General features: G+C 67.5%; 16 protein-coding genes. 1 reads left to right on the top strand and 15 read right to left on the bottom strand.

Features of this window, described 5'->3' with window-relative positions; translation table 11 throughout:
• Positions 1–36: 36 nt before the first annotated feature.
• Positions 37–318, top strand: coding sequence for a DUF4287 domain-containing protein (locus IE307_RS13185; RefSeq protein ID WP_191298175.1), 282 nt, complete (start codon positions 37–39; stop codon positions 316–318).
• Between the two features lie 55 nt (positions 319–373).
• On the opposite strand, the gene IE307_RS13180 is transcribed toward IE307_RS13185, so the two are convergent.
• The 15 genes from IE307_RS13180 to rplJ form a co-directional block, all read right to left on the bottom strand.
• Positions 374–4,270 (bottom strand): DNA-directed RNA polymerase subunit beta', encoded by a 3,897-nt coding sequence (locus tag IE307_RS13180; protein WP_191298174.1) that lies wholly within the window; start codon positions 4,268–4,270, stop codon positions 374–376.
• A 100-nt stretch (positions 4,271–4,370) separates the two neighbouring features.
• Positions 4,371–7,856, bottom strand: a complete 3,486-nt coding sequence (gene rpoB, locus IE307_RS13175) for a DNA-directed RNA polymerase subunit beta (RefSeq protein ID WP_191298173.1) — start codon at positions 7,854–7,856, stop codon at positions 4,371–4,373.
• 848 nt (positions 7,857–8,704) lie between these two features.
• A complete protein-coding gene (locus IE307_RS13170; RefSeq protein ID WP_191298172.1) occupies positions 8,705–9,595 on the bottom strand; it encodes a hypothetical protein in 891 nt (296 codons plus the stop codon).
• Positions 9,596–9,682: 87 nt separating this feature from the next.
• A complete protein-coding gene (locus IE307_RS13165; protein WP_191298171.1) occupies positions 9,683–10,183 on the bottom strand; it encodes an Rv1363c family protein in 501 nt (166 codons plus the stop codon).
• Complete coding sequence (locus IE307_RS13160) at positions 10,183–11,412, bottom strand: MCE family protein (protein WP_191298170.1); 1,230 nt, start codon at positions 11,410–11,412, stop codon at positions 10,183–10,185. Before IE307_RS13160 ends, IE307_RS13165 begins: the two co-directional genes overlap by 1 nt.
• Positions 11,409–12,575, bottom strand: a complete 1,167-nt coding sequence (locus tag IE307_RS13155) for an MCE family protein (protein WP_191298169.1) — start codon at positions 12,573–12,575, stop codon at positions 11,409–11,411. The genes IE307_RS13160 and IE307_RS13155 overlap by 4 nt, the downstream gene beginning before the upstream one ends.
• Positions 12,572–13,738 (bottom strand): MCE family protein, encoded by a 1,167-nt coding sequence (locus IE307_RS13150; protein ID WP_191298168.1) that lies wholly within the window; start codon positions 13,736–13,738, stop codon positions 12,572–12,574. The genes IE307_RS13155 and IE307_RS13150 overlap by 4 nt, the downstream gene beginning before the upstream one ends.
• Complete coding sequence (locus tag IE307_RS13145; protein WP_191298167.1) at positions 13,735–14,736, bottom strand: MCE family protein; 1,002 nt, start codon at positions 14,734–14,736, stop codon at positions 13,735–13,737. Before IE307_RS13145 ends, IE307_RS13150 begins: the two co-directional genes overlap by 4 nt.
• A complete protein-coding gene (locus IE307_RS13140) occupies positions 14,733–15,764 on the bottom strand; it encodes an MCE family protein (RefSeq protein WP_191298166.1) in 1,032 nt (343 codons plus the stop codon). The genes IE307_RS13145 and IE307_RS13140 overlap by 4 nt, the downstream gene beginning before the upstream one ends.
• Positions 15,761–17,065 carry an MCE family protein gene (locus tag IE307_RS13135; RefSeq protein WP_191298165.1) on the bottom strand — a complete coding sequence of 435 codons (1,305 nt, stop codon included), beginning with the start codon at positions 17,063–17,065 and terminating at the stop codon, positions 15,761–15,763. The genes IE307_RS13140 and IE307_RS13135 overlap by 4 nt, the downstream gene beginning before the upstream one ends.
• On the bottom strand, positions 17,062–17,871 hold the full coding sequence (locus IE307_RS13130) for an MlaE family ABC transporter permease (protein ID WP_089915380.1): 810 nt from the start codon (positions 17,869–17,871) through the stop codon (positions 17,062–17,064). Before IE307_RS13130 ends, IE307_RS13135 begins: the two co-directional genes overlap by 4 nt.
• Positions 17,871–18,653, bottom strand: coding sequence for an MlaE family ABC transporter permease (locus tag IE307_RS13125; RefSeq protein WP_191298164.1), 783 nt, complete (start codon positions 18,651–18,653; stop codon positions 17,871–17,873). The genes IE307_RS13130 and IE307_RS13125 overlap by 1 nt, the downstream gene beginning before the upstream one ends.
• Entirely contained in the window at positions 18,650–19,711 is a 1,062-nt protein-coding gene (locus tag IE307_RS13120; RefSeq protein WP_191298163.1) for an ABC transporter ATP-binding protein, read from the bottom strand. The genes IE307_RS13125 and IE307_RS13120 overlap by 4 nt, the downstream gene beginning before the upstream one ends.
• Before the next feature lie 706 nt (positions 19,712–20,417).
• Positions 20,418–20,804 carry a 50S ribosomal protein L7/L12 gene (gene rplL / locus IE307_RS13115; protein ID WP_191298162.1) on the bottom strand — a complete coding sequence of 129 codons (387 nt, stop codon included), beginning with the start codon at positions 20,802–20,804 and terminating at the stop codon, positions 20,418–20,420.
• A 56-nt stretch (positions 20,805–20,860) separates the two neighbouring features.
• Positions 20,861–21,415, bottom strand: a complete 555-nt coding sequence (gene rplJ, locus IE307_RS13110) for a 50S ribosomal protein L10 (RefSeq protein WP_089915392.1) — start codon at positions 21,413–21,415, stop codon at positions 20,861–20,863.
• Positions 21,416–21,555 lie beyond the last annotated feature (140 nt).

The raw sequence follows: 21,555 nt of genomic DNA, 5'->3' as shown, positions 1-21,555 counted from the left end.
GTCCTAGGCTCCGGTCAACGACGAACGGAGCCCACGATGTCCTTCCAGGCCTACCTCGACGGCGCGGAGAAGAAGACCGGCAAGACCCCGGCCGAACTGCTGGCGGCCGCCACCGAGCGCGGGTACGGCGGCGACACCAAGGCCGGCGTGTTCCTGGAGTGGCTGAAGACCGACTACGACCTGGGCCGGGGCCACGGGATGGCGCTCTACCACGTGCTGAAGAACGGCCCGCAGATCAGCGCGAAGCACGTCGGCACCAAGGGCAGTCACAGCGACGAGTCGACGACGCTGCACCTCGACGGCATCGCCTACCGGTGAAACGCCGAACGGCCCCCGGAGCGCGAGGCTCCGAGGGCCGTTCGAAGACAACCGACTAGCGGTAGTCGCGACCGAAGTCGTAGTCGTCCAGCGGCACCGCGGCACCAGTGCCCGTGCCGAAGACGTCGGGGGTGTAGTACCCGTCGTCGTACGAGGGGATCGCGTACGCAGCGGCACGCGCCTCCTCGGTCGGCTGGACCTGGATGTTGCGGTAGCGGTTGATGCCCGTACCAGCCGGGATCAACTTACCGATGATCACGTTCTCCTTCAGACCGATGAGCTTGTCCGAACGCCCGTTGATGGCGGCGTCGGTCAGCACACGAGTGGTCTCCTGGAACGACGCGGCGGAGAGCCACGAGTCCGTCGCCAGCGAGGCCTTCGTGATACCCATCAGCACCGGACGTCCGGCAGCCGGCTCGCCACCCTCGGCGACGACCGCGCGGTTGCCCGACTCGAAGTCGGCACGCTCGACCAGCGAACCCGGCAGGAACTCGGTCGCGCCGGAGTCGATGATCGTCACCCGGCGGAGCATCTGCCGGACGATGACCTCGATGTGCTTGTCGTGGATCGCCACACCCTGGGCGCGGTACACCTTCTGGACCTCGCCGACGAGGTGCAGCTGCGCCTCGCGCGGGCCCATGACGCGCAGGACCTCGTGCGGGTCGGGAGTACCTTCCAGCAGCTGCTGGCCGACGGACACGTGGTCGCCGTCCTGCAGCGGGCCGGTGGCCGTGTTGGCGAGACGCTGACGCTTGGACAGCTTCTCGAACACGATCTCCTCGGAACCGTCGTCCGGGATCAGCGTGATCTTCCAGAAGCGGTCGCCGTCCTCGATGCGCACGCGGCCGTCGACGTCGGCGATCGGCGCCTTGCCCTTCGGGACGCGGGCCTCGAAGAGCTCCTGGACACGGGGCAGACCGGTCGTGATGTCGTCACCGGCCACACCGCCCTGGTGGAAGGTGCGCATCGTCAGCTGCGTGCCGGGCTCACCGATCGACTGGGCGGCGACGATGCCGACGGCCTCGCCGACGTCGACCAGCTGGCCGGTGGCCATGGAGCGGCCGTAGCAGGACGCGCACACACCGACCGGGGACTCGCAGGTCAGCACCGAGCGCACCTTCACGCGGACGATGCCGGCCTCGACCAGCGACACGAGTGCCGGGTCGCCGAGGTCGTCGCCGCGGTTCAGGACCAGGTTGCCCTGGGCGTCGGTGATGTCGTCCGCGACCGTGCGGGCGTAGACCGAGGTCTGCGCGAACTCGTGCAGGCCGACCTTGTCGCCCAGCTGCTCGCCGACGGTCATCTGCACACCACGGGTGGTGCCGCAGTCGACCTCGCGGATGATGACGTCCTGCGAGACGTCCACCAGACGACGGGTCAGGTAACCCGAGTCGGCGGTGCGCAGCGCGGTGTCGGCCAGACCCTTGCGAGCACCGTGCGTCGCGATGAAGTACTCCAGCACCGACAAGCCCTCGCGGAACGAGTTCTTGATCGGGCGCGGGATGTACTCACCCTTCGGGTTGGTGACGAGACCACGCATACCCGCGAGCGAACGGACCTGCGTCATGTTGCCGGCAGCACCGGACTGCACGATGACGCGGATCGAGTTGTCCTCGGGGAAGTTGTCTTCCATGATCTCGTGGACCTGCTCGGTGGCCTTGGTCCACACCTTGACCAGCTCGGAGTTGCGCTCGTCGTGCGAGAGCTGTCCGCGCTGGTAGCGCTTCTCCACCGCGTCCGCGAGGCGCTCGTGCTCCTCGAGGATGTCCTGCTTCGCGGCGGGGACGAGGACGTCCGAGATCGCGACCGTGACACCGGAGCGGGTGGCCCAGTGGAAGCCGGCGTCCTTCAGCTTGTCCAGCGTCCGGGCGACGGTGACCATCGGGTACCGCTCGGCCAGGTCGTTGATGATGATGGCCTGCCGCTTCTTGGGCATGACCTCGTTGATGAAGGCGTAGTCCTGCGGCAGGATCTCGTTGAACAGCACGCGACCCAGCGTGGTCTCCGCGAGCCACGGCTGACCGGGCTCCCAGCCCTCGGGCTCCTGGCCCTTGGGCGGGTTCTTGTCGGAGACCCGGATCTTCACCATCGACTGCAGGCCCAGGACCTTGCGGTCGAACGCCATCAGGGCCTCGGCGGGCGACGAGTACGAGTGGCCCTCGCCGAGGTCGCCGGGCTTGTGACGGGTCAGGTGGTACAGGCCCGTCACCATGTCCAGACGCGGCATGGCCAGCGGCTTGCCGGACGCCGGGGACAGGATGTTGTTCGACGACAGCATCAGGACGCGGGCCTCGGCCTGCGCCTCGGCGGACAGCGGCAGGTGGACTGCCATCTGGTCACCGTCGAAGTCGGCGTTGAACGCTTCACAGACCAGCGGGTGCAGCTGGATGGCCTTGCCCTCGACCAGCTGGGGCTCGAAGGCCTGGATGCCGAGGCGGTGCAGCGTGGGTGCGCGGTTGAGCAGCACCGGGTGCTCGGTGATGACCTCTTCCAGCACGTCCCACACGGCCGGGCGCGCACGCTCGACCATCCGCTTGGCGGACTTGATGTTCTGCGCGTGGTTGAGGTCCACGAGCCGCTTCATCACGAACGGCTTGAAGAGCTCGAGCGCCATCTGCTTGGGCAGACCGCACTGGTGCAGCTTGAGCTGCGGGCCGACCACGATGACCGAACGGCCGGAGTAGTCGACGCGCTTGCCGAGCAGGTTCTGGCGGAACCGGCCCTGCTTGCCCTTGAGCAGGTCGGACAGCGACTTGAGCGGGCGGTTGCCCGGACCCGTCACCGGGCGACCGCGGCGGCCGTTGTCGAACAGCGCGTCGACGGCCTCCTGCAGCATCCGCTTCTCGTTGTTGACGATGATCTCGGGCGCGCCGAGGTCGATCAGTCGCTTGAGGCGGTTGTTGCGGTTGATCACGCGGCGGTACAGGTCGTTCAGGTCGGACGTCGCGAAACGGCCACCGTCGAGCTGCACCATCGGGCGCAGGTCCGGCGGGATGACCGGGACGCAGTCCAGGACCATGCCCTGCGGGTTGTTGCGGGTCGCCTGGAAGGCGGCAACGACCTTGAGGCGCTTGAGCGCACGCAGCTTCTTCTGGCCCTTGCCGCTGCGGATGGTCTCGCGCAGGATCTCGGACTCGGCGTCGACGTCGTAGTCACCCAGGAGCTTCTGGATGGCCTCCGCGCCCATGGCACCGGTGAAGTAGTCGCCGTAGCGGTCGTAGAGCTCGCGGTAGAGCAGCTCGTCCGCGATCAGCTGGGCCTTGTCCAGCTTGGTGAACGTGGACCAGATCTCGTCGAGGCGGTCCAGCTCGCGCTGGGCGCGGTCGCGGAGCTGGCGCATCTCACGTTCGCCACCCTCCTTGACCTTGCGGCGCACGTCGGACTTGGCGCCCTCGGCCTCGAGCTCGGCCAGGTCGGCCTCGAGCTTCTGGGCGCGGGCCTCCACGTCGGCGTCGCGGCGGTTCTCGACGCGCTTGCGCTCGACCTGCATCTCGCTCTCGAGCGTCGGCAGGTCGTTGTGGCGCAGCTCCGCGTTCACGCCCACGATGACGTAGGCGGCGAAGTAGATGATCTTCTCGAGGTCCTTGGGGGCCAGGTCGAGCAAGTAGCCCAACCGGCTCGGGACGCCCTTGAAGTACCAGATGTGCGTGACGGGAGCGGCGAGCTCGATGTGGCCCATGCGCTCACGACGCACCTTCGCGCGGGTCACCTCGACGCCGCAGCGCTCACAGATGATGCCCTTGAAGCGAACGCGCTTGTACTTGCCGCAGTAGCACTCCCAGTCCCGGGTGGGACCGAAGATCTTCTCGCAGAACAAGCCGTCCTTCTCAGGCTTGAGCGTGCGGTAGTTGATGGTCTCGGGCTTCTTGACCTCGCCGAAAGACCACTGGCGGATGTCGTCCGCGGTCGCGAGACCGATACGGAGCTCATCGAAGAAGTTGACGTCGAGCACGTCTACTCTCTTCCCCTTTTTAGATCGGTGGCAAAGGAGCTGGTCTGAGGGCCGGCGAAGAGGACGCGGGAGGCGTCCTCTTCACCGGCCGACGAGGTGACTAGTTGACGACGTCGTCCACGGAGGGCGACTCGGACCTCGACAGGTTGATGCCGAGGTTCGCGGCCGCGCGCTCCAGGTCCTCGTCGTCGCCGTCGCGCATCTCGATCGCGGCACCGTCCGAAGACAGGACCTCGACGTTGAGGCAGAGCGACTGCAGCTCCTTGAGCAGCACCTTGAAGGACTCCGGGATACCGGGTTCCGGGATGTTCTCGCCCTTGACGATGGCCTCGTAGACCTTCACGCGGCCGAGCACGTCGTCGGACTTGATGGTGAGGAGTTCCTGCAGGGTGTATGCGGCGCCGTACGCCTGCATCGCCCAGCACTCCATCTCACCGAAGCGCTGACCACCGAACTGCGCCTTACCACCCAGCGGCTGCTGCGTGATCATCGAGTACGGGCCGGTCGAACGCGCGTGGATCTTGTCGTCCACCAGGTGCAGCAGCTTCAGGATGTACATGTAGCCGACCGACACGGGGAACGGGTACGGCTCGCCGGAGCGACCGTCGAAGAGCTGCGCCTTGCCGTTCTCCTTGACCATGCGCTCGCCGTCGCGGTTCGGGATCGTCGAGCCGAGCAGGCCCGTGATCTCCTCTTCCTTCGCGCCGTCGAACACGGGGGTCGCGGTCTTGGTGCCGGGCTCGACCTCCATCAGGTCCTCGGACAGGTTCTTCGCCCAGTCCGGGTCCCCGTTGATGCTCCAGCCCTGCTTGGCGATCCACCCGAGGTGGGTCTCCAGCACCTGGCCGATGTTCATACGACGCGGCACACCGTGGGTGTTCAGGATGATGTCGACCGGCGTGCCGTCCTCGAGGAACGGCATGTCCTCCGCGGGGAGGATCTTGCCGATGACGCCCTTGTTGCCGTGGCGGCCGGCGAGCTTGTCACCGTCCTGGATCTTGCGCTTCTGGGCCACGTAGACGCGGACGAGCTCGTTCACGCCCGGAGGCAGCTCGTCGTCGTCCTCACGCGAGAAGACGCGGATGCCGATGACCTTGCCGTACTCACCGTGCGGCACCTTGAGGGAGGTGTCGCGGACCTCGCGCGCCTTCTCACCGAAGATCGCGCGGAGCAGCCGCTCCTCCGGCGTCAGCTCGGTCTCGCCCTTGGGCGTGACCTTGCCGACGAGGATGTCGCCCGGCTGGACCTCGGCACCGATGCGGATGATGCCGCGCTCGTCCAGGTCGGCCAGGACCTCTTCGGAGACGTTCGGGATGTCCCGGGTGATCTCCTCGGCGCCCAGCTTCGTGTCGCGGGCGTCGATCTCGTGCTCCTCGATGTGGATCGAGGTGAGAACGTCGTCCTGCACGAGGCGCTGCGACAGGATGATCGCGTCCTCGTAGTTGTGGCCTTCCCACGGCATGATCGCCACGAGCAGGTTCTTGCCGAGCGCCATCTCGGCGTTCTCGGTGCAAGGACCGTCGGCCAGCACCTGACCCGACTCGACGCGGTCGCCCTCGTTGACGATGGGCTTCTGGTTGATGCAGGTGCCCTGGTTCGAGCGACGGAACTTGTGCAGCGCGTAGGTGTTGCGCGCACCGTCGTCGGCCATGACGGTGATGTAGTCGGCGGAGACCTCCTCGACCACACCCGTCTTCTTCGCGACGACGACGTCACCGGCGTCGACCGCGGCGCGCAGCTCCATGCCGGTGCCGACGAGCGGCGACTCGGAGCGGAGCAGCGGCACGGCCTGGCGCTGCATGTTCGCACCCATCAGGGCGCGGTTCGCGTCGTCGTGCTCGAGGAACGGGATCATGGCCGTCGCGGCCGACACCATCTGGCGCGGCGAGACGTCCATGTAGTCGACGTCGGTCGGGTCGATGAACTCGACCTCGCCGCCCTTCTTGCGGACCAGGACGCGGTCGTCGGTGAAGTTGCCCTCGTCGTCGGTCGGCGAGTTCGCCTGCGCCTTGACGAAGCGGTCTTCCTCGTCCGCGGTCAGGTAGTCGATCTGGTCGGTGACCCGGCCGTCGGTGACCTTGCGGTACGGCGTCTCGATGAAGCCGAACGGGTTGACCCGCGCGTAGCTCGAGAGCGAACCGATCAGACCGATGTTCGGGCCTTCCGGCGTCTCGATCGGGCACATGCGGCCGTAGTGCGACGGGTGGACGTCGCGGACCTCCATGCCTGCGCGCTCACGGGACAGACCGCCCGGACCCAGCGCCGACAGGCGGCGCTTGTGGGTCAGACCCGCGAGCGGGTTGGTCTGGTCCATGAACTGCGAGAGCTGCGAGGTGCCGAAGAACTCCTTGATCGCCGCCACGACGGGACGGATGTTGATCAGGGTCTGCGGCGTGATGGCCTCGACGTCCTGCGTGGTCATGCGCTCGCGGACGACGCGCTCCATGCGGGACAGACCGACGCGGATCTGGTTCTGGATCAGCTCGCCCACGGTGCGCAGACGACGGTTGCCGAAGTGGTCGATGTCGTCGACCTCGACGGGCACGTCGCCACCGGCGGCGGCGTCCATCATCGTCTCACCCGCGTGCAGGCGAACGAGGTACTCGATCGTCGTGACGATGTCGTCCTCGGTCAGGACACCGGTGTTGATCTCGGTGTCCAGGCCCAGCTTCTTGTTGACCTTGTAACGGCCAACCTTCGCCAGGTCGTAGCGCTTGTCCTTGAAGAACAGGTTCTCCAGCAGGGCCTGCGCCGACTCCTTCGTCGGCGGCTCGCCCGGACGCAGCTTGCGGTAGATGTCGAGCAACGCCTCGTCGGTGCCTGCGGTGTGGTCCTTCTCGAGCGTGGTCAGCAACGTCTCGCTGAACGCGAACCGCTCGCGGATCTGCTCCGTGCTCCAGCCCAGAGCCTTCAACAGCACCGTCACCGGCTGGCGACGCTTCCGGTCGATGCGGACACCGACGGTGTCGCGCTTGTCGACGTCGAACTCCAGCCAAGCACCCCGGGACGGGATGATCTTGACGCTGAAGACGTCCTTGTCGGTCGTCTTGTCGACCGCGGTGTCGTAGTACACACCGGGCGAACGCACGAGCTGGGAGACCACCACGCGCTCGGTGCCGTTGATGATGAACGTGCCCTTGTTCGTCATCATCGGGAAGTCACCCATGAACACCGTCTGGCTCTTGATCTCGCCAGTGGTGTGGTTGGTGAACTCCGCCGTGACGAACAGAGGTGCCGCGTACGTCATGTCCTTGTCCTTGCACTCTTCGGTCGAGGCCTTGACCTCGTCGAAGCGCGGGTCGGAGAAGGACAGTGACATGGAGCCGGAGAAGTCCTCGATCGGCGAGATCTCGTTGAGGACCTCTTCGAGGCCGCCCGTCGGGGTCTCGTCGCCGGCGTCGACGCGGCGCTGGAACCACGCCTCATCGCCGGTCAGCCACTCAAAGGACTGGATCTGCAGGTCAAGCAGGTTGGGCGTCGAAAGCGGCTCGTTAATCTTCGCGAACGAGACCCGCTTCGGCGCTCCAGGGATCCCCGACGTGGAGTTGGTCGCAGCAGTGGCCTTGGTCGCGCGAGAGATCGCCAAGATGCGTCCTTCCAGGGACAAATAGCTGGCTAGAGCGAACTAGCACGGCTGTCAAGGGTGCGGCGCTGCTCGACTAATCCACGCTCTCGGCGAAGGGCAAGCGGAAAATGGGCAGCGCAAAGGGGCAGTCTAGCCACGCGCACGGCGACTGTCGAGAGGCACCTGGAAGGACCCTCCTGTTGCTCACCGACAGAGTGACCCTGCATGAGCGCGCAGTCAAGATGTTGCGCGCCGATCCACTCTCTGGATGGAGCGCCGTTTACTTGAAGTCACCCATTTGACCTGCACAAACACGTGTGCGGCCGTTTTGGTGGGAAGTTGGCGGCCTCAAGTCGGCTTGCAGAGAGCCACCAGAATTGCTGTGACCGAGATCACGCGTGTCGGGGCTGGCGGAGGGTGTGTTCCTGGTGCTTCTGGGGCACCTGTGACGTCCTCCCAGCGGAGTTGATCTTAGGGGATGAAGATCTTTTACCCGCTGTCGGGCCGGGTCAAACGACCGGGCCGGAGGTTTGCGCCTGGAGTGGGGCCTGCGTGGGGCCGGGTGAGCTGGAGGTGGCCCGAGGCTCGCTCCTGGGTTCGCACGACGCGGGTGCGGCCACCGTGAGCGCGGGCTCAGAGGGTGCGGGCTCAGAGGGTGCGGCCATGAAGGTGCGGCCACCATGAGTGCAGCCACTGCGAGTGCCACGATCGTGAGCGCAGCCACCGCGGGCGCAGCCACCGCGGGCGCAGCCACTGCGGGCGCGGGCTCGGAGGGTGCGGCCCCGGAGGTGCGGCCACCGGGGCGGTCTCGGAGGTGCGGCCACCGCGCGTGCGGTCTCGGAGGGCGCGGCCTTCGCGGGGCCGGGCGGTCAGCAGCCCTGGAGCTGGCGGTTCTGGTCGGCGGTCGCGCCGAACATCTCCATGTTGTCGATCTTCCAGCGGCCGGCGTCGTCGATCGCGCTCACGCGGAGCATGGCGGTGCCGCCGCCCGACTGGTTGTCGGTGGTGCGGGTGGTGACCTGGTCGGCGAACACGAGCACGGTGGCCCGGTCGTCCTTGAGCGACGACACGGCCGAGGAGACCACGCGGACGGTCACGACCAGCTTCTGCTGCGGCGCGACCTCCTTCACGGGGCCGAACACGGCGTTGTACTGGCAGAGGGCCTTGCCGGTGAGCAGCTCCCTGGCCGCCTTCTCGGTGGACTCGACGTCGGCGAAGTTGTACGAGAACGACTTCTCGACGGCCTCGCGGATCTGGCCGTTCACCTCCGAGGTGGTGGCCGAGTCGACCAGGGCGGCGTCGTAGGACACCGACTGCGACCTCACCAGGAAGAACGTGCCCAGCCCGCCCAGCAGCACCGCCACCAGGAGCAGGGCCGCGGGCAGCAGCCAGGCCGGCTTCGCGGGCGGCTCGGGTTCCTCGGACGACTCTGGCTCCTCCTCGGCGACGACCTCGACCGCCTTCTTCTCCGCCGCCTTCTTCTCCGCGGGCTCCCCCGTCGGCTTCGACGTGGCGGAAGGCGGCCACTCGATCACCCCCGGCGCCTCGGGTGCCGCCTCCCCGGGCTCAGCCGCCCGCACGTCCTCGACGGCGTCGTCGTCCACGGGCTCGGCGACGGGCGGCGTCGAGGGCCCGGCCGCGGGCTCCACAGCCGGTTCCACCGAAGGCTCGACGACAGGCTCGACCGCAGACTCGGCCGCGGACTCGGCGGCGGGGTCCGCGGCGGACCCGGACGGCGGGCGGCGGTTCAGGCCGGCCACCTTCGGGCGGCCTCCTGCCGGTGGCGTGGGGATGGGGCGGCGGCGGGATGGAGGCACGTGCACTCGTTCCAATCAGCTCTGGCCGGATCAGACGCCTGACCGCAGCGGGCCCAGCTGGCTCAGCTTCCAGCCGTCCTCGGTGCGGGTGAGCTTGGTCAGGTACCGGTTGATCTTGGTGACCTTCTGGCCGCCGTCGGGGGTGACGGTGCTCTCGACCACGGCGATCATCGACGCGCTGCCGGCGCGGTCGTCCAGTTCGGTGACGGCCGCGTCGAGGACCTTCGACGTCGTCACGGACTTGGCGTCGACGAGCTGCTTCTTGCGCGAGTCCTTGTCCTTGTCGATCTCGGCGCGGAGGTCGCCGGTGGACGAGTTGAGCCAGCGCTGCAGGTCCTCGTCCACCTTCTTGTAGTCGAGCGTCAGGAAGTTCGTGACGCCCACCTGACCCGAGCGCAGGGCCTCGTCGCGCGCGGAGGCGAACGACGACTCCGACGAGTTCGACGCCGAGTACCAGGCCACGCCCGCGTAGGCGGCGAAGCCGAACGCGAGCACCGCCGCGACCGCGGCGACCACCGTGAAGATCCGCACTACTTCTTCCCCTCCGGCAAACCCAGCAGCTGGCCCAGCGACGTCAGCAACGGCAACTCCGGCACGGCGGCCTGGCCCGTCGGTTCCTGACCGGGCTGGGTCGTCGCGTTGCCGACCGGCGTGGTCGGCGTTCCGCCGTACGGAGCGTTCTGCGAGCCTCGCACCGACGTCGCGGAACCGCGCGCGAGAGCGCAGTACGCCTGCGTGTTCAGCGGCGCGGCCGAGGTGTCGTTGCCCGGCCGGATGGTCGTGCCCTCGTAGCCGACGGTGCACGGCACCGGGTCGAACACGTTCAGCGCGAGCCCGAAGTGCGCCGTCCCGTCGCCCGGCGCCACGGAGAACCCGCCGCCGACGGCGATGGGGTACGTCACCGCGATCTGTTCCAAACCGTCGCGCCTGGTCACGAGGATGTTCGAGGTCGTCAGCAGGTTCGCGAACACCACCCCGAGGTTCGGCCCGCTCTCCTTGAGCAGCGCCGACACCTGCTCGGACGCGGGCGGCACCGCCACGATCAACCGCCGCAGGTCGCCGTCGGAGGCCTTGAGCTGCTCGGCGAGCAACCGCAGGTCACCGCTGAACGACCGGATGGCGCCACCGGCCGCGGCCTGCGTGGCCAGCACGATCCGCCCGTCCTTGAGCAGCTGCGTCGTCTGCGGCAGGTGTTCGCGGGCGGCCGCGGTGAACGCCGCGGTGTTGTCGATCAGCACCTGCAGGTCGCCGCCGGTCCCGCTGAACGCGGTGTGCAGCTCGTCGACCACGGTCTTCAACGAGTCCGTCGGCACCGAGGAGGCGAAGGCGTCCAGGTTGGACAGGAGCCCGTCGACGGGCGGCGGCGTCTTCGTGGCCGAGCGCGGGATGACCGACCCGGCCTCCAGGTACGGGCCGTCGTCGCTCTTCGGCCGCAGGTCCACGTACTGCTCGCCCACGGCCGACCGGTTCGCCACGACGGCCTCGACCGCGGACGGCACGCGCGGGGCGTCCGCGTCCAGCTCGAGGTCGACCTCGATGCCGTCGGACGTCAGCCGCAGCTGCCCGACCCGGCCGATCGTCACGCCGCGGTAGGTCACCTCGGCGTTGCTGAAGATGCCGCCCGAATCGGCGAGCTGCATCGTCACGACCGTCGAGGCCGACTTGAACAGACCGACGTAGGTGGCGCTGACGTAGGAGATGCCGAGCAACGCGACCAGCACGAACGCGCCGATCTTGAGCTTGGTCGATCGCAGGATCACTTGCGGCCACCTCCCAGCAGGCCTCCGAGCAGGTCTCCCAGCCCGGACCCGGTGCCCTGCCCGAGGCCGGGCAGCGGGATGTTCGGCAACGGGATGTTCGGCAGCGGCAACGGCGTCCCCGGCGTCGGGACCAGCGAGTCGATCGGCGACTGCCGCGACCGCCCGAGGTTGTCGAGCACCGTGCCGAGGTTCAGGTCGAGGTTCATGAACGCGTTGGTGTAGTCGCCCTTGATGCCGTCGAGCGCCTCGTCCGGGAACGGGTAGGTCAGCGCCAGCTCCAGCGACTTCGGCAGGTTCTGCCCGGACTCGGCGAGCTTCGTCAGGATCGGCTGCAACGCCTTCAGATCCGCGACGATGTCGTCACGGCTCCGGTTCACCGTGTCGGTCGCGACGCCGGAGAGCTTGGTCAGCGACTGCAGCAGCGTCACGAGCTGCGTCCGCTGCTCCGCCAGCACCTTCAGGCCGGGCTCCAGGTCCGTCAGCGCGACCGCGATCTTGTCCCGTTGCAGCGCCAGGGTCCCGGACAGCCGGTTGAGGGAGTCGAGAGCGCGGACGATCTCCGCCTTGTGCTTGTCGAGCTCCCCGACGAACGTGTTGAGGTTGCCCAGCAGCGAGCGGATCTCCTGCTCGTTGCCCTGCATCGCCGCGTTGAGCTCCTTGGTGATGTTCTGCAGCTGCGCGACACCACCGCCGTTGAGCAGCATCGACAACGCTCCGAAGACCTCTTCGACCTCGGGGTTGCGGTTGGTCCTGTCCAGCGGGATCACGGCGTTGTCGGCAAGCTTCCCGCTGCCGTCCTTGGGCTTCCCGAGCTCCACGAACTTCTCGCCGAGCAACGCCGACTGCCGCAGCTTGGCGAACGCGTTGGCCGGCAGCTGCACGTCCCCGTTGACCAGCAGGGTCACCTCGGCGGTCCAGCCGTCGGAGCCCAGGTCGATCTTCTCGACCCGCCCGACCGGCACGTCGTTGACCTTCACGCCGGCCTGCGGCACGAGGTCGAGGACGTCCTTGAACTGCGCCTTGACCCGGTACGGGTGGTCACCGACGTCAGCGCCGCCGGGCAGCGGCATGTTGTAGACGCCGTCGAACCCGCCGGACCCGCAGCCGGCCAGGACCAGCGCCGTCACAGCGATCGCGAGCTTCTTCGCCACACCTGACGTCATTGCGGCACCCCCGCGAGCGGCAGGGGCAGCGGCAGCTTGCCCGCGTTCAGGTCTCCGAGCACCTCGGCCGGCGACTTCAGCGGGATCGCGCCGGTCAGCAACGGTTCCAGCTGCTTGCAGGTGTCCGCCAGGATCGGCGGCACGTTGTTCGGCGTCGCCTGCTGGACCAGCTTGCAGACCAGCACGATCGGCGGCTGGTTCAGCTCGTTGATGTCCGCGCGGACGTCGAGCGTGCCGGAGGCCGCGTTGTAGGAGTTCTGCAGGTTGCCCAGGGCCAGCGGGGCGACGTCGAGCGTCTCGGCCAGCGCCGCCCGCTGGTTCACCAGCACCTGTGTGATCGAGGCGAGCTTGTCCACGTTGGACTTGAGGACCTCGCGGTTGTCCTTGACGAACCCCTGCACCAGCCCCAGCGCGGTCGCGAGCTCGGACAGCGCCGCACCGAGGTCGCCGCGTTCGTCGGCGAGCATCTTGGACACGTCCGCGAGCTGCTTGTTGAAGTCGCGCACCTGGCTGTCGTTCGCGGCCAGCATCGCCGTGAACTTCTGCAGGTTGTCGACGGTCGCGAACAGGTCCTCTTTGGACCCCGACAGCGTGCGCGTGGCCTGGCCGAGGTTCTTCAACGTGTCGTTGAGCGCCTGGCCGTTGCCCTCGAGGTTGCGGGCGGCCGAGTTCAGCAGGTCCGCCAGCGCCCCGTCGGCGTTCGCGCCGTTGGGCCCCAACGCGGTCGTGAGCTTGTCGAGCGACGAGTACAGCTCGTCCAGCTCGACCGGCGTCGCGGTGCGCTCGCGCGGGATCTCGGCGTTGTCGCCCAGCGTCGGCCCGCCGGTGTAGGCGGGCGCGAGCTGCACGTACCGGTCGGAGACCACGCTCGGCGAGACGACGACGGCCTGCGCGTTCTCCGGCACCCGCACGTCGCGGTCGAGCGTGAACACGACCTTCACGGTCTTGCCCTCGGGCGTGACCTCGTCGATCGTGCCGACCTTCACGCCGAGGACCCGCACGTCACCGCCGGGGTAGACGCCGACGGCCGCCGCGAAGTGCGCGGTGACCTTGCGCCCGTTCATCCCCTCGAAGACCCACCACAACGCGGCCGTCACGACCAGCGCGAGCACGCACGCGATCGCGATGAACCGGCCGACCTTGCTCTGAGCCACGTCAGTCATCGCTGCACCCCCGGAGGCAGGCAGCCTTCCTCGTTGAACCCGACGACGCCGAGGTTCACCGAGGGCGGCAGCAGACCGCAGATGTAGGTGTCGAACCAGCGACCGTTGCCCAGGGTGTTCGCGAACACCCGGTAGAACGGCGCCATCAGCGCGAGGCTGCGGTCGAGGTTCTCCTGGTTGCGCTCCAGGACCGTGGTGACCCGCGCGAGCTGCTCCAGCGCCGGCTTGAGCTGGTTCTGGTTGTCGTTCACCAGACCGCTGAGCTCGCGGGACAGGTCGCGCGTGCCGGTCAGCAGCGCGCTGATCGCCTCGCGGCGCTTGCGCAGCTCGCCGAGCAGCAGGTTGCCGTCCGACAGCAGCTTCTCGAACTCGGCGTTGCGGTCGGCGAGCGTCTTGGTCAGCTGCCGGGTGTTGTCCAGGAGCTTCGCCAGCTGCTCGTCGCGCGAGGAGATCGTCTTCGACAACGCGGACAGGCCGTCCAGCGCGCCGCGGACGTGCTCCGGCGAGTTCTTGAAGGTGTCGGACAGGACCGTGAAGCTGTCCGCGAGCTGCTTGGTGTCGATCTGCCCGACCGTCGTCGCGAGCCCGTTGAACGCCTCGTTCACGTCGTACGGCGCGAGCGTGCGTTCCTTCGGGATCGGGTCGCCGGGCGAGAGCGGCTGCGTGCCCTGCGGGTCCAGCGCCACGAACTTCTGGCCCAGCAACGTCTTGATGCGGATCGTCGCGGTCGTCCGGTCGCCCACCCAGGCGTCCTTGACCTTGAACGTCACCCGCACCCTGTCGCCGTTGAGCTTGACCTTCGTGACCTTGCCGACCTTCACGCCGGCGACGCGGACCTCGTTGCCCGGCACCAGTCCCGCGGCCTCGCTGAAGTCCGCGGCGTAGCTCGTGCCACCGCCGACGATCGGCAGGTCGTCGGAGTAGAACGCGGCCAGCAGCAACAGGGCGATCAGCGTCAGGCTGATCGCGCCGGTCCTGATCGGGTTGGCGGTCTTCATCGGCGGCACCTCTGCTGTGTCACCGGCAACGCCGTGATGGGGATCGGGTTGGTGATGAGCGGCGGCACGGCGACCTGGCCGCTGGCCTCGCACAGGTAGAAGTTGAACCACGAGCCGTAGGTCGCGGTCCGCGTGATCGTCTCGAGCTTGTTGGGCAGGCGCTGCAGCATGCCGTCGACGACGGCCTCGCTGTCCCCCAGCGTCTTCGAGACGATGCCGAGCTGCGCGATGTCGTTGCGCAACGGCTCGCGGCCCTGCTCCAGCAGCCCCGACGTGGCGTTCGTGAGGTCGCCGAGCGCGGAGATCGCGTCGCCGATCGGCTGGCGGTCCTGCGCGAGCCCGGAGACGAGCGTCTGCAACGTGATCACGAGGTTGTTGAAGTCCTCGTCGCGCGAGTTCACGGTCTCCAGCGCGGTGTTGAGGTTGTCGACGACCTCGCCGATCACCTTGTCCTTGCTCGCCAGCGTGCTGGTCAGCGAGGCCGTGCGCTGCAGCAGGCTGTCGATCGTGCTGCCTTCTCCCTGCAGCACCTGGATGATCTCGAACGACAGCTTGTTCACGTCGTCGGGCGACAGCGCCTGGAACAGCGGCTTGAAGCCGTTGAACAGCACCGTGAGGTCCAACGCGGCCTTCGTGCGCTCCAACGGGATCGTGCCGCCTTCCGGCAGCACCGCCTTCGTGTCGCCGGTGCCGGACTCCAGCGCGATGTACCGCTGTCCCACCAGGTTGCGGTACTTGATGGTCGCGGTGACGGCCTCCGGCAGCCTGCGGTCGCCGTCGATCGAGAACTCCACCTCGGCGGTCTTGCGGTCGACCACCTGGATCCCGTCGACCTGCCCGACGCGGACGCCGGCGATGCGGATGTCGTCACCCTCGTTGAGCGCGGTGACGTCGGTGAACCGGGCCTTGTAGCCGGTGGCACTGGCCAGGTTCACGTTGGCGATGGTGACCGCGAGCAGCGACGTGGCGAGGATCGTGACCACGGCGAAGGCGATCAGCTTGAGCAGCGGGGCGAGCAGGCCCTTCACTTGACCGTCACCTCCGTTCCGCGGACGAGCGGGCCGAGCAGCAGGCTCGACCAGCCGGGCATGTCCTGCGGGTCGACGCCGACGCGCGGCCCGAACAGGGCCGCGACCATCCTGGCCTCCTCCGGGGAGTTGGCGAGGCGCAGCACGTCCGCGGACTGCGGCACGGTCGCGCCGGGCGGGATGAGGCCGTCACTCGCGTTGCGGGCGGGCGGCGGCGAGCTCGACCCGTCCTGCACGGGACCGTCCGGCGGGTACTGCGGGAACGGGTCCGGACGCGGGACGAGGTCGTAACAACGAGGCCCGCGCTTGTCCCTGTACTCGGGCTCGTCGAGGTTCGGCTTGTACTTGCCGCGGTTCTGCGTGATCTCCAGCGTGATGTGCAGGCCGGGCTTGCCGGTGCCCGCGCCGAACGCCTTGCTGATGATCGGCTCGAACTCCGCGAGCCCCTTGAGCAGGCACGGGTACTCGGGCGCGTACTTCGCGAGCAGCTCGAGCGTCGGCCGGCCGGTGTCGGCGAGCGCGATGATGTTGTTCTTGTTGACCGTGACGAAGCTGGTGAGGTCCTGCGACGTCGTGGTCAGCGACCCGTAGAGCGCGAGCAGGTTGTCGCGCTGCTCGACGACGGTCTTGGTCGTCGTGGTCATGTCGTTGAGCGCCTGCAGCAGGTCCGGCGCCGCGTCGGCGTAGACGTTCGAGACGTCCGCGAGCCGGGAGATGTTCTCCTTCAACGCGGGCAGCTGCGGGTTGAGCTCACCGAGGTAGGAGTCGAGCGACACCAGCGTCTCGCCGAGCGGCTTGCCCCGCCCGTCGAGCGCCTGCGACAACGCCGTCAGCGTGGTGGCGAGCTTCTCCGGCTGGATCGCCTGCAGCACCGGCATCAGGTTCTCCAGCACGCGTTCGAGCTCGATCGCACTGCTCGTGCGGTCCTGCTCGATCACCGCGCCCTCGGTGATCGCCGCGCTCTTCTGCTGCGGCAGCACCAGGTTCACGTACCGCTCGCCGAACAACGTCTTGGGCAGCAGGCGCGCGCTGACGTTGCCCGGGATCTGCCCGACCTTGTCCGGCAGCAGTGCGAGCTCCAGCTCGGCGCCGTTCCCGCTGGTGCGGACGGCCTTCACAGACCCGACGATCAGCCCGCGCACCTTGACGTCGCTCGCGGTCTGCAGCTGGTTGCCGATGTGGTCGGTCTTGAGCGTGACCTTCACGTAGTCGCTGAAGACGTCCTTGTAGAGCGCCACCGTGAGCGACAGGAACATGGCGATCGCGAGAATGAAGGCGATGCCCAGCACGCGCTTCTTCATCCGGCGATCCTCACCGTCGTCGTCGCGCCCCAGATCGCGAGGCTGAGGAAGAAGTCGAGCAGCGCCGTCGTGACGATCGCGGTCCGCACCGCGCGCCCGACCGCCACCCCGACACCGGCGGGGCCACCGGACGCCCGGTACCCGTAGTAGCAGTGGGTCATGATGATCACGACCGCGAAGACCAGCACCTTGCCGAACGACCAGAGCACGTCGACCGGAGGTAGGAACAGGTTGAAGTAGTGGTCGTACGTGCCCGCCGACTGCCCGTAGAACTCCACGGTGATCGTTCTGGCCGCCAGATAACTGGTCAGCAGGCCGATCACGTACAGCGGGATGATCGCGACGAACCCGGCGATGATCCGCGTGGTCACCAGGAACGGCAGGCTGGGAATGCCCATGACCTCCAGCGCGTCGATCTCCTCGGAGATCCGCATCGCGCCGAGCTGAGCCGTGAACCCGGACCCGACCGTCGCACTGAGGGCCAGCCCCGCGACCAACGGCGCAATCTCACGCGTGTTGAAGTAGGCACTCACGAACCCGGCGAAGGCGCTGGTACCGATCTGGTTCAGGGCAGTGAAGCCCTGCAGACCGACCACCGTGCCCGTGAACACGGACAGCCCGACCATCACGCCGATCGTGCCGCCGATGACCGCGAGCGCCCCGGACCCGAAGCTGACCTCGGCCAGCAGCCGCAACGTCTCCTTGGAGTACCGCTTGAGCGCGCGGGGCGTCCAGGCCAGCGCCTTGATGTAGAACGACAGCTGGTCGCCGAACCCGTCCAGGGTGGACAGCACCTTGTTCGCCATCAGCTCCCCTTCGCGGGCACGACCTGCAGGTAGATCGTGGTGAGGACGAAGTTGACGAAGAACAGCAGCAGGAACGTGATGACCACGGCCTGGTTGACCGCGTCCCCCACGCCCTTGGGCCCACCGGCGGGGTTGAGCCCCCGGTAGGCGGCGACGATGCCCGCGATGAACCCGAAGATCAGCGCCTTCAGCTCGCTGATCCACAGGTCCGGCAGCTGCGCCAAGGCGGAGAAACTCGCGAGATACGCGCCAGGCGTGCCGTCCTGCATGACCACGTTGAAGAAGTAGCCACCCATCACACCGACGACGCTCACCATGCCGTTGAGCAGCACGGACACGAGCATCGCCGCCAGCACCCGCGGCACCACGAGCCGATGGATCGGCGACACACCGAGCACTTCCATCGCGTCGATCTCTTCCCGGATCTTCCGAGACCCGAGATCAGCGCAGATGGCAGAACCACCGGCTCCAGCGATCAGCAACGCCGTCACGATCGGACTGGCCTGCTGGATGATCGCGAGCACGCTGGCCGCACCCGTGAACGACTGCGCGCCGATCTGCCGCGTCAACGACCCGAGCTGCAACGCGATGACAGCACCGAACGGGATCGACACCAGCGCCGTCGGCAACACCGTCACGCTGACGATGAACCAGCTCTGCTGGATGAACTCCCGGAACTGGAACGGCCGCCGGAACGTGGTCCGCACGACGTCGATCCCGAGCTGGCACAGCTTCCCGGTCTCCCGCAGCGCACCGGCACCGGGGAACGTCTGCGTGGTCACAGAACACCACCCTGACGAGGCCACGGGCTGGGCGTCACGGCCGACACCCCCGCGTGCACCCCGTACCGCACCTGCTCCTCGGCGGTGAGGCTTTCGATGATCCCCTGCTGCGCCTGGTGCGGCAGCCGGTGGATGATCGACATGACCCGGTCCTTGCGCCGCCGCACGGCGTCCCGGAACGGCAACCCGGGCGTCGGCTCGATCTGCGGGATGATCCCCCGCACGTCCTCCGACGTGGACCCGTCCGAGTGCCCGGCGTCCGCGTGCGCCTGCTCAGCCGCCATCGTCGCCGTGTCCTTCTCCTCGGACATGCCGATGGGCCCGAGCCGCCGCCCGTTCAGGAACTGCTCGACAACAGGCTCGTCACTGGTCAGCAACACCTCGCGCGGCCCGAACATGACAAGCTCCCGCCGGAACAACATCCCCAGGTTGTCCGGCACGGTACGAGCAATGTTGATGTTGTGCGTGACGATCAGGATCGTCGCGTCGATCTGCGCGTTCAGATCGATCAGCAACTGACTCAGGTACGCGGTGCGCACCGGATCCAGCCCGGAGTCGGGCTCGTCGCACAAAATGATCTCGGGATCGAGCACCAGCGCCCTCGCGAGCCCGGCCCTCTTCCTCATACCGCCGGAAATCTCACCGGGCAGCTTCTTCTCCGCCCCGACAAGACCGACCATCTCCATCTTCTCGAGAACGATCCGCCGAACCTCGGCCTCGGTCTTGCGAGTGTGCTCCCGCAACGGAAACGCGATGTTGTCGTACAAGTTCATCGACCCGAACAACGCACCGTCCTGGAACAGCACGCCGAACATCTTCCGAATCTCATACAGCTTGTGCTCAGAACACCGCACCAGATCCGTGCCGTTGATGACGATCTTGCCCTGCTCGGGCTTGAGCAACCCGACCAACGACTTCAGGAACACGCTCTTGCCCGTACCGGACGGCCCGAGCATCACGCTGACCTCACCCGGCGGCAACGTGAGCGTGACGTCCTGCCAGATGGTCTGCTTGCCGAAGGACTTGGTCAGACCCTCGACGACCACCTCGACGCCCATCCGCACCTCCGCACAAGCCAGGCGACGCCGTGGCGATCGGCGTCACACCTGGGCAACGAGTTCGTTCGCGGGAGGTTACTCACCAGTTGGCCTAACGCCGGTTGCGTTCAGATAACAGCACGCTGCGTGACCTCGCAAAACGGTCACCAACCCCTGGACCACTGCCTGACAACCGGGATTTCCGAGACCACTGTGACTCGCAACACACCATACCTCTACAAGGGCGCGGCGAGGCGGGTCCGCCGCCCGCGACACCAAAGGCGAGCCACCCTCACACGCGATGCCGAAGGCGAGCCGTCTTTACCAAGAGGCTCGGGCGGTGGGTCCCATCACGAGTCGCGCCATAGCTCTTGCTGCATGCAGGTAGGGGTGTCAAGCGGACACGCTCTTCGTCCGCTTGACACCCCTACCTGCATGTGGCCCGCTCTTGGTGCGACTCGTGATGGGACCCACCGCCAACGCAACCTTCTAAGCAACAGGCAGCCGCCCAACGCAACAGGCGTGCCATCAACCCACCAGCGGCGCAGACCCCCATCTCAGATTGCCGGGGTCTGGGGCAGAGCCCCAGGGGAAGCACGCAACCGCAACAGGCCGCACGCAACCCAACCCACCGAACAACGAGCAAACAAAACGGGCGTGCACCCCCAAAAATGGGGACACACGCCCGTTCAAAACTGCAAAGCACCAGCCCCAAAAGGGGCTGAGATCACTTGAGGGTGATCTTGGCGCCGGCAGCCTCGAGCTTCTCCTTGGCGGCGTCGGCGACGTCCTTCGCCACACCCTCCAGGATCGCCTTCGGAGCGGACTCGACCAGCTCCTTGGCCTCCTTCAGGCCCAGGCCCGAGACGACCTCGCGGACGACCTTGATGACCTGGATCTTCTTGTCGCCGGCCGACTCGAGGACGACGTTGAAGTCCGTCTGCTCCTCGACCTCGGCAGCAGCCGCACCGGGGCCCGCAACAGCGGCAACGGCGACGGGAGCGGCGGCGGTGACCTCGAAGGTCTCCTCGAACTGCTTGACGAACTCGGACAGCTCCAGGAGGGTCATCTCCTTGAAAGCGTCGAGCAGCTCGTCGGTGCTGAGCTTCGCCATGATCGGCGGTCCTTTCTAATCTCCCGCGCGAAAGCGCCGGGCGTGTCTTCGGGTGATCAGCTTTCGGCGGGAGCGTCGGCCTCGGCGGCGGGTGCCGCAGCGGCCTTCTTCTCCTGCAGGGCAGCAGCCAGGCGAGCGACCTGGGAAGCCGGGGCGTTGAACAGACCCGCGGCCTTGGCCAGGTTGCCCTTCATCGCGCCCGCGAGCTTCGCGAGCAGCACCTCACGGCTGTCGAGGTCCGCGATAGCGGTGACCTCGTCGACCGAGAGCGGGCGGCCATCCATGTAGCCGCCCTTGATGACCAGGGCCTTGTTGTCCTTCGCGAAGTCGCGGATCGCCTTGGCGGCGTCGACGGGCTCGCCCTCGACGAACGCGATTGCGGTCGGACCGGAAAGAAGGGCCTCGAGGCCCTCCACACCGGCGTCCGCGGCGGCCAGCTTGACCAGCGTGTTCTTCGCAACGGTGTACTTGGTGCCCGCGCCGAGAGCGCGACGCAGCGTGGTGAGCTGCGCCATGGAGAGGCCACGGTACTCGGTGACAACCGCTGCCGAGCTGCTGCGGAACTGGTCCGCGAGCTCAGCGACCGCCGTAACCTTCGTGGGCTTCGCCATGATCGCCTCCTCTCTGGGCTGGGTTAGACCGCCGATCGAGAAGGTCCCGAAACAACAAAAACGCCCTCGCGCACAAGCAGCACGGGGCGTCACAAGAAGCTGGGCCTCGTCCTCCCTGCGCGGGCCGCCCGTGTTGCAAC

The organism is Lentzea cavernae (assembly GCF_014653695.1).
Lineage (GTDB): Bacteria > Actinomycetota > Actinomycetes > Mycobacteriales > Pseudonocardiaceae > Lentzea > Lentzea cavernae.
Note: the sequence above shows the minus strand (reverse complement) of the source record. Positions and strands in the feature narration are given on the sequence as shown.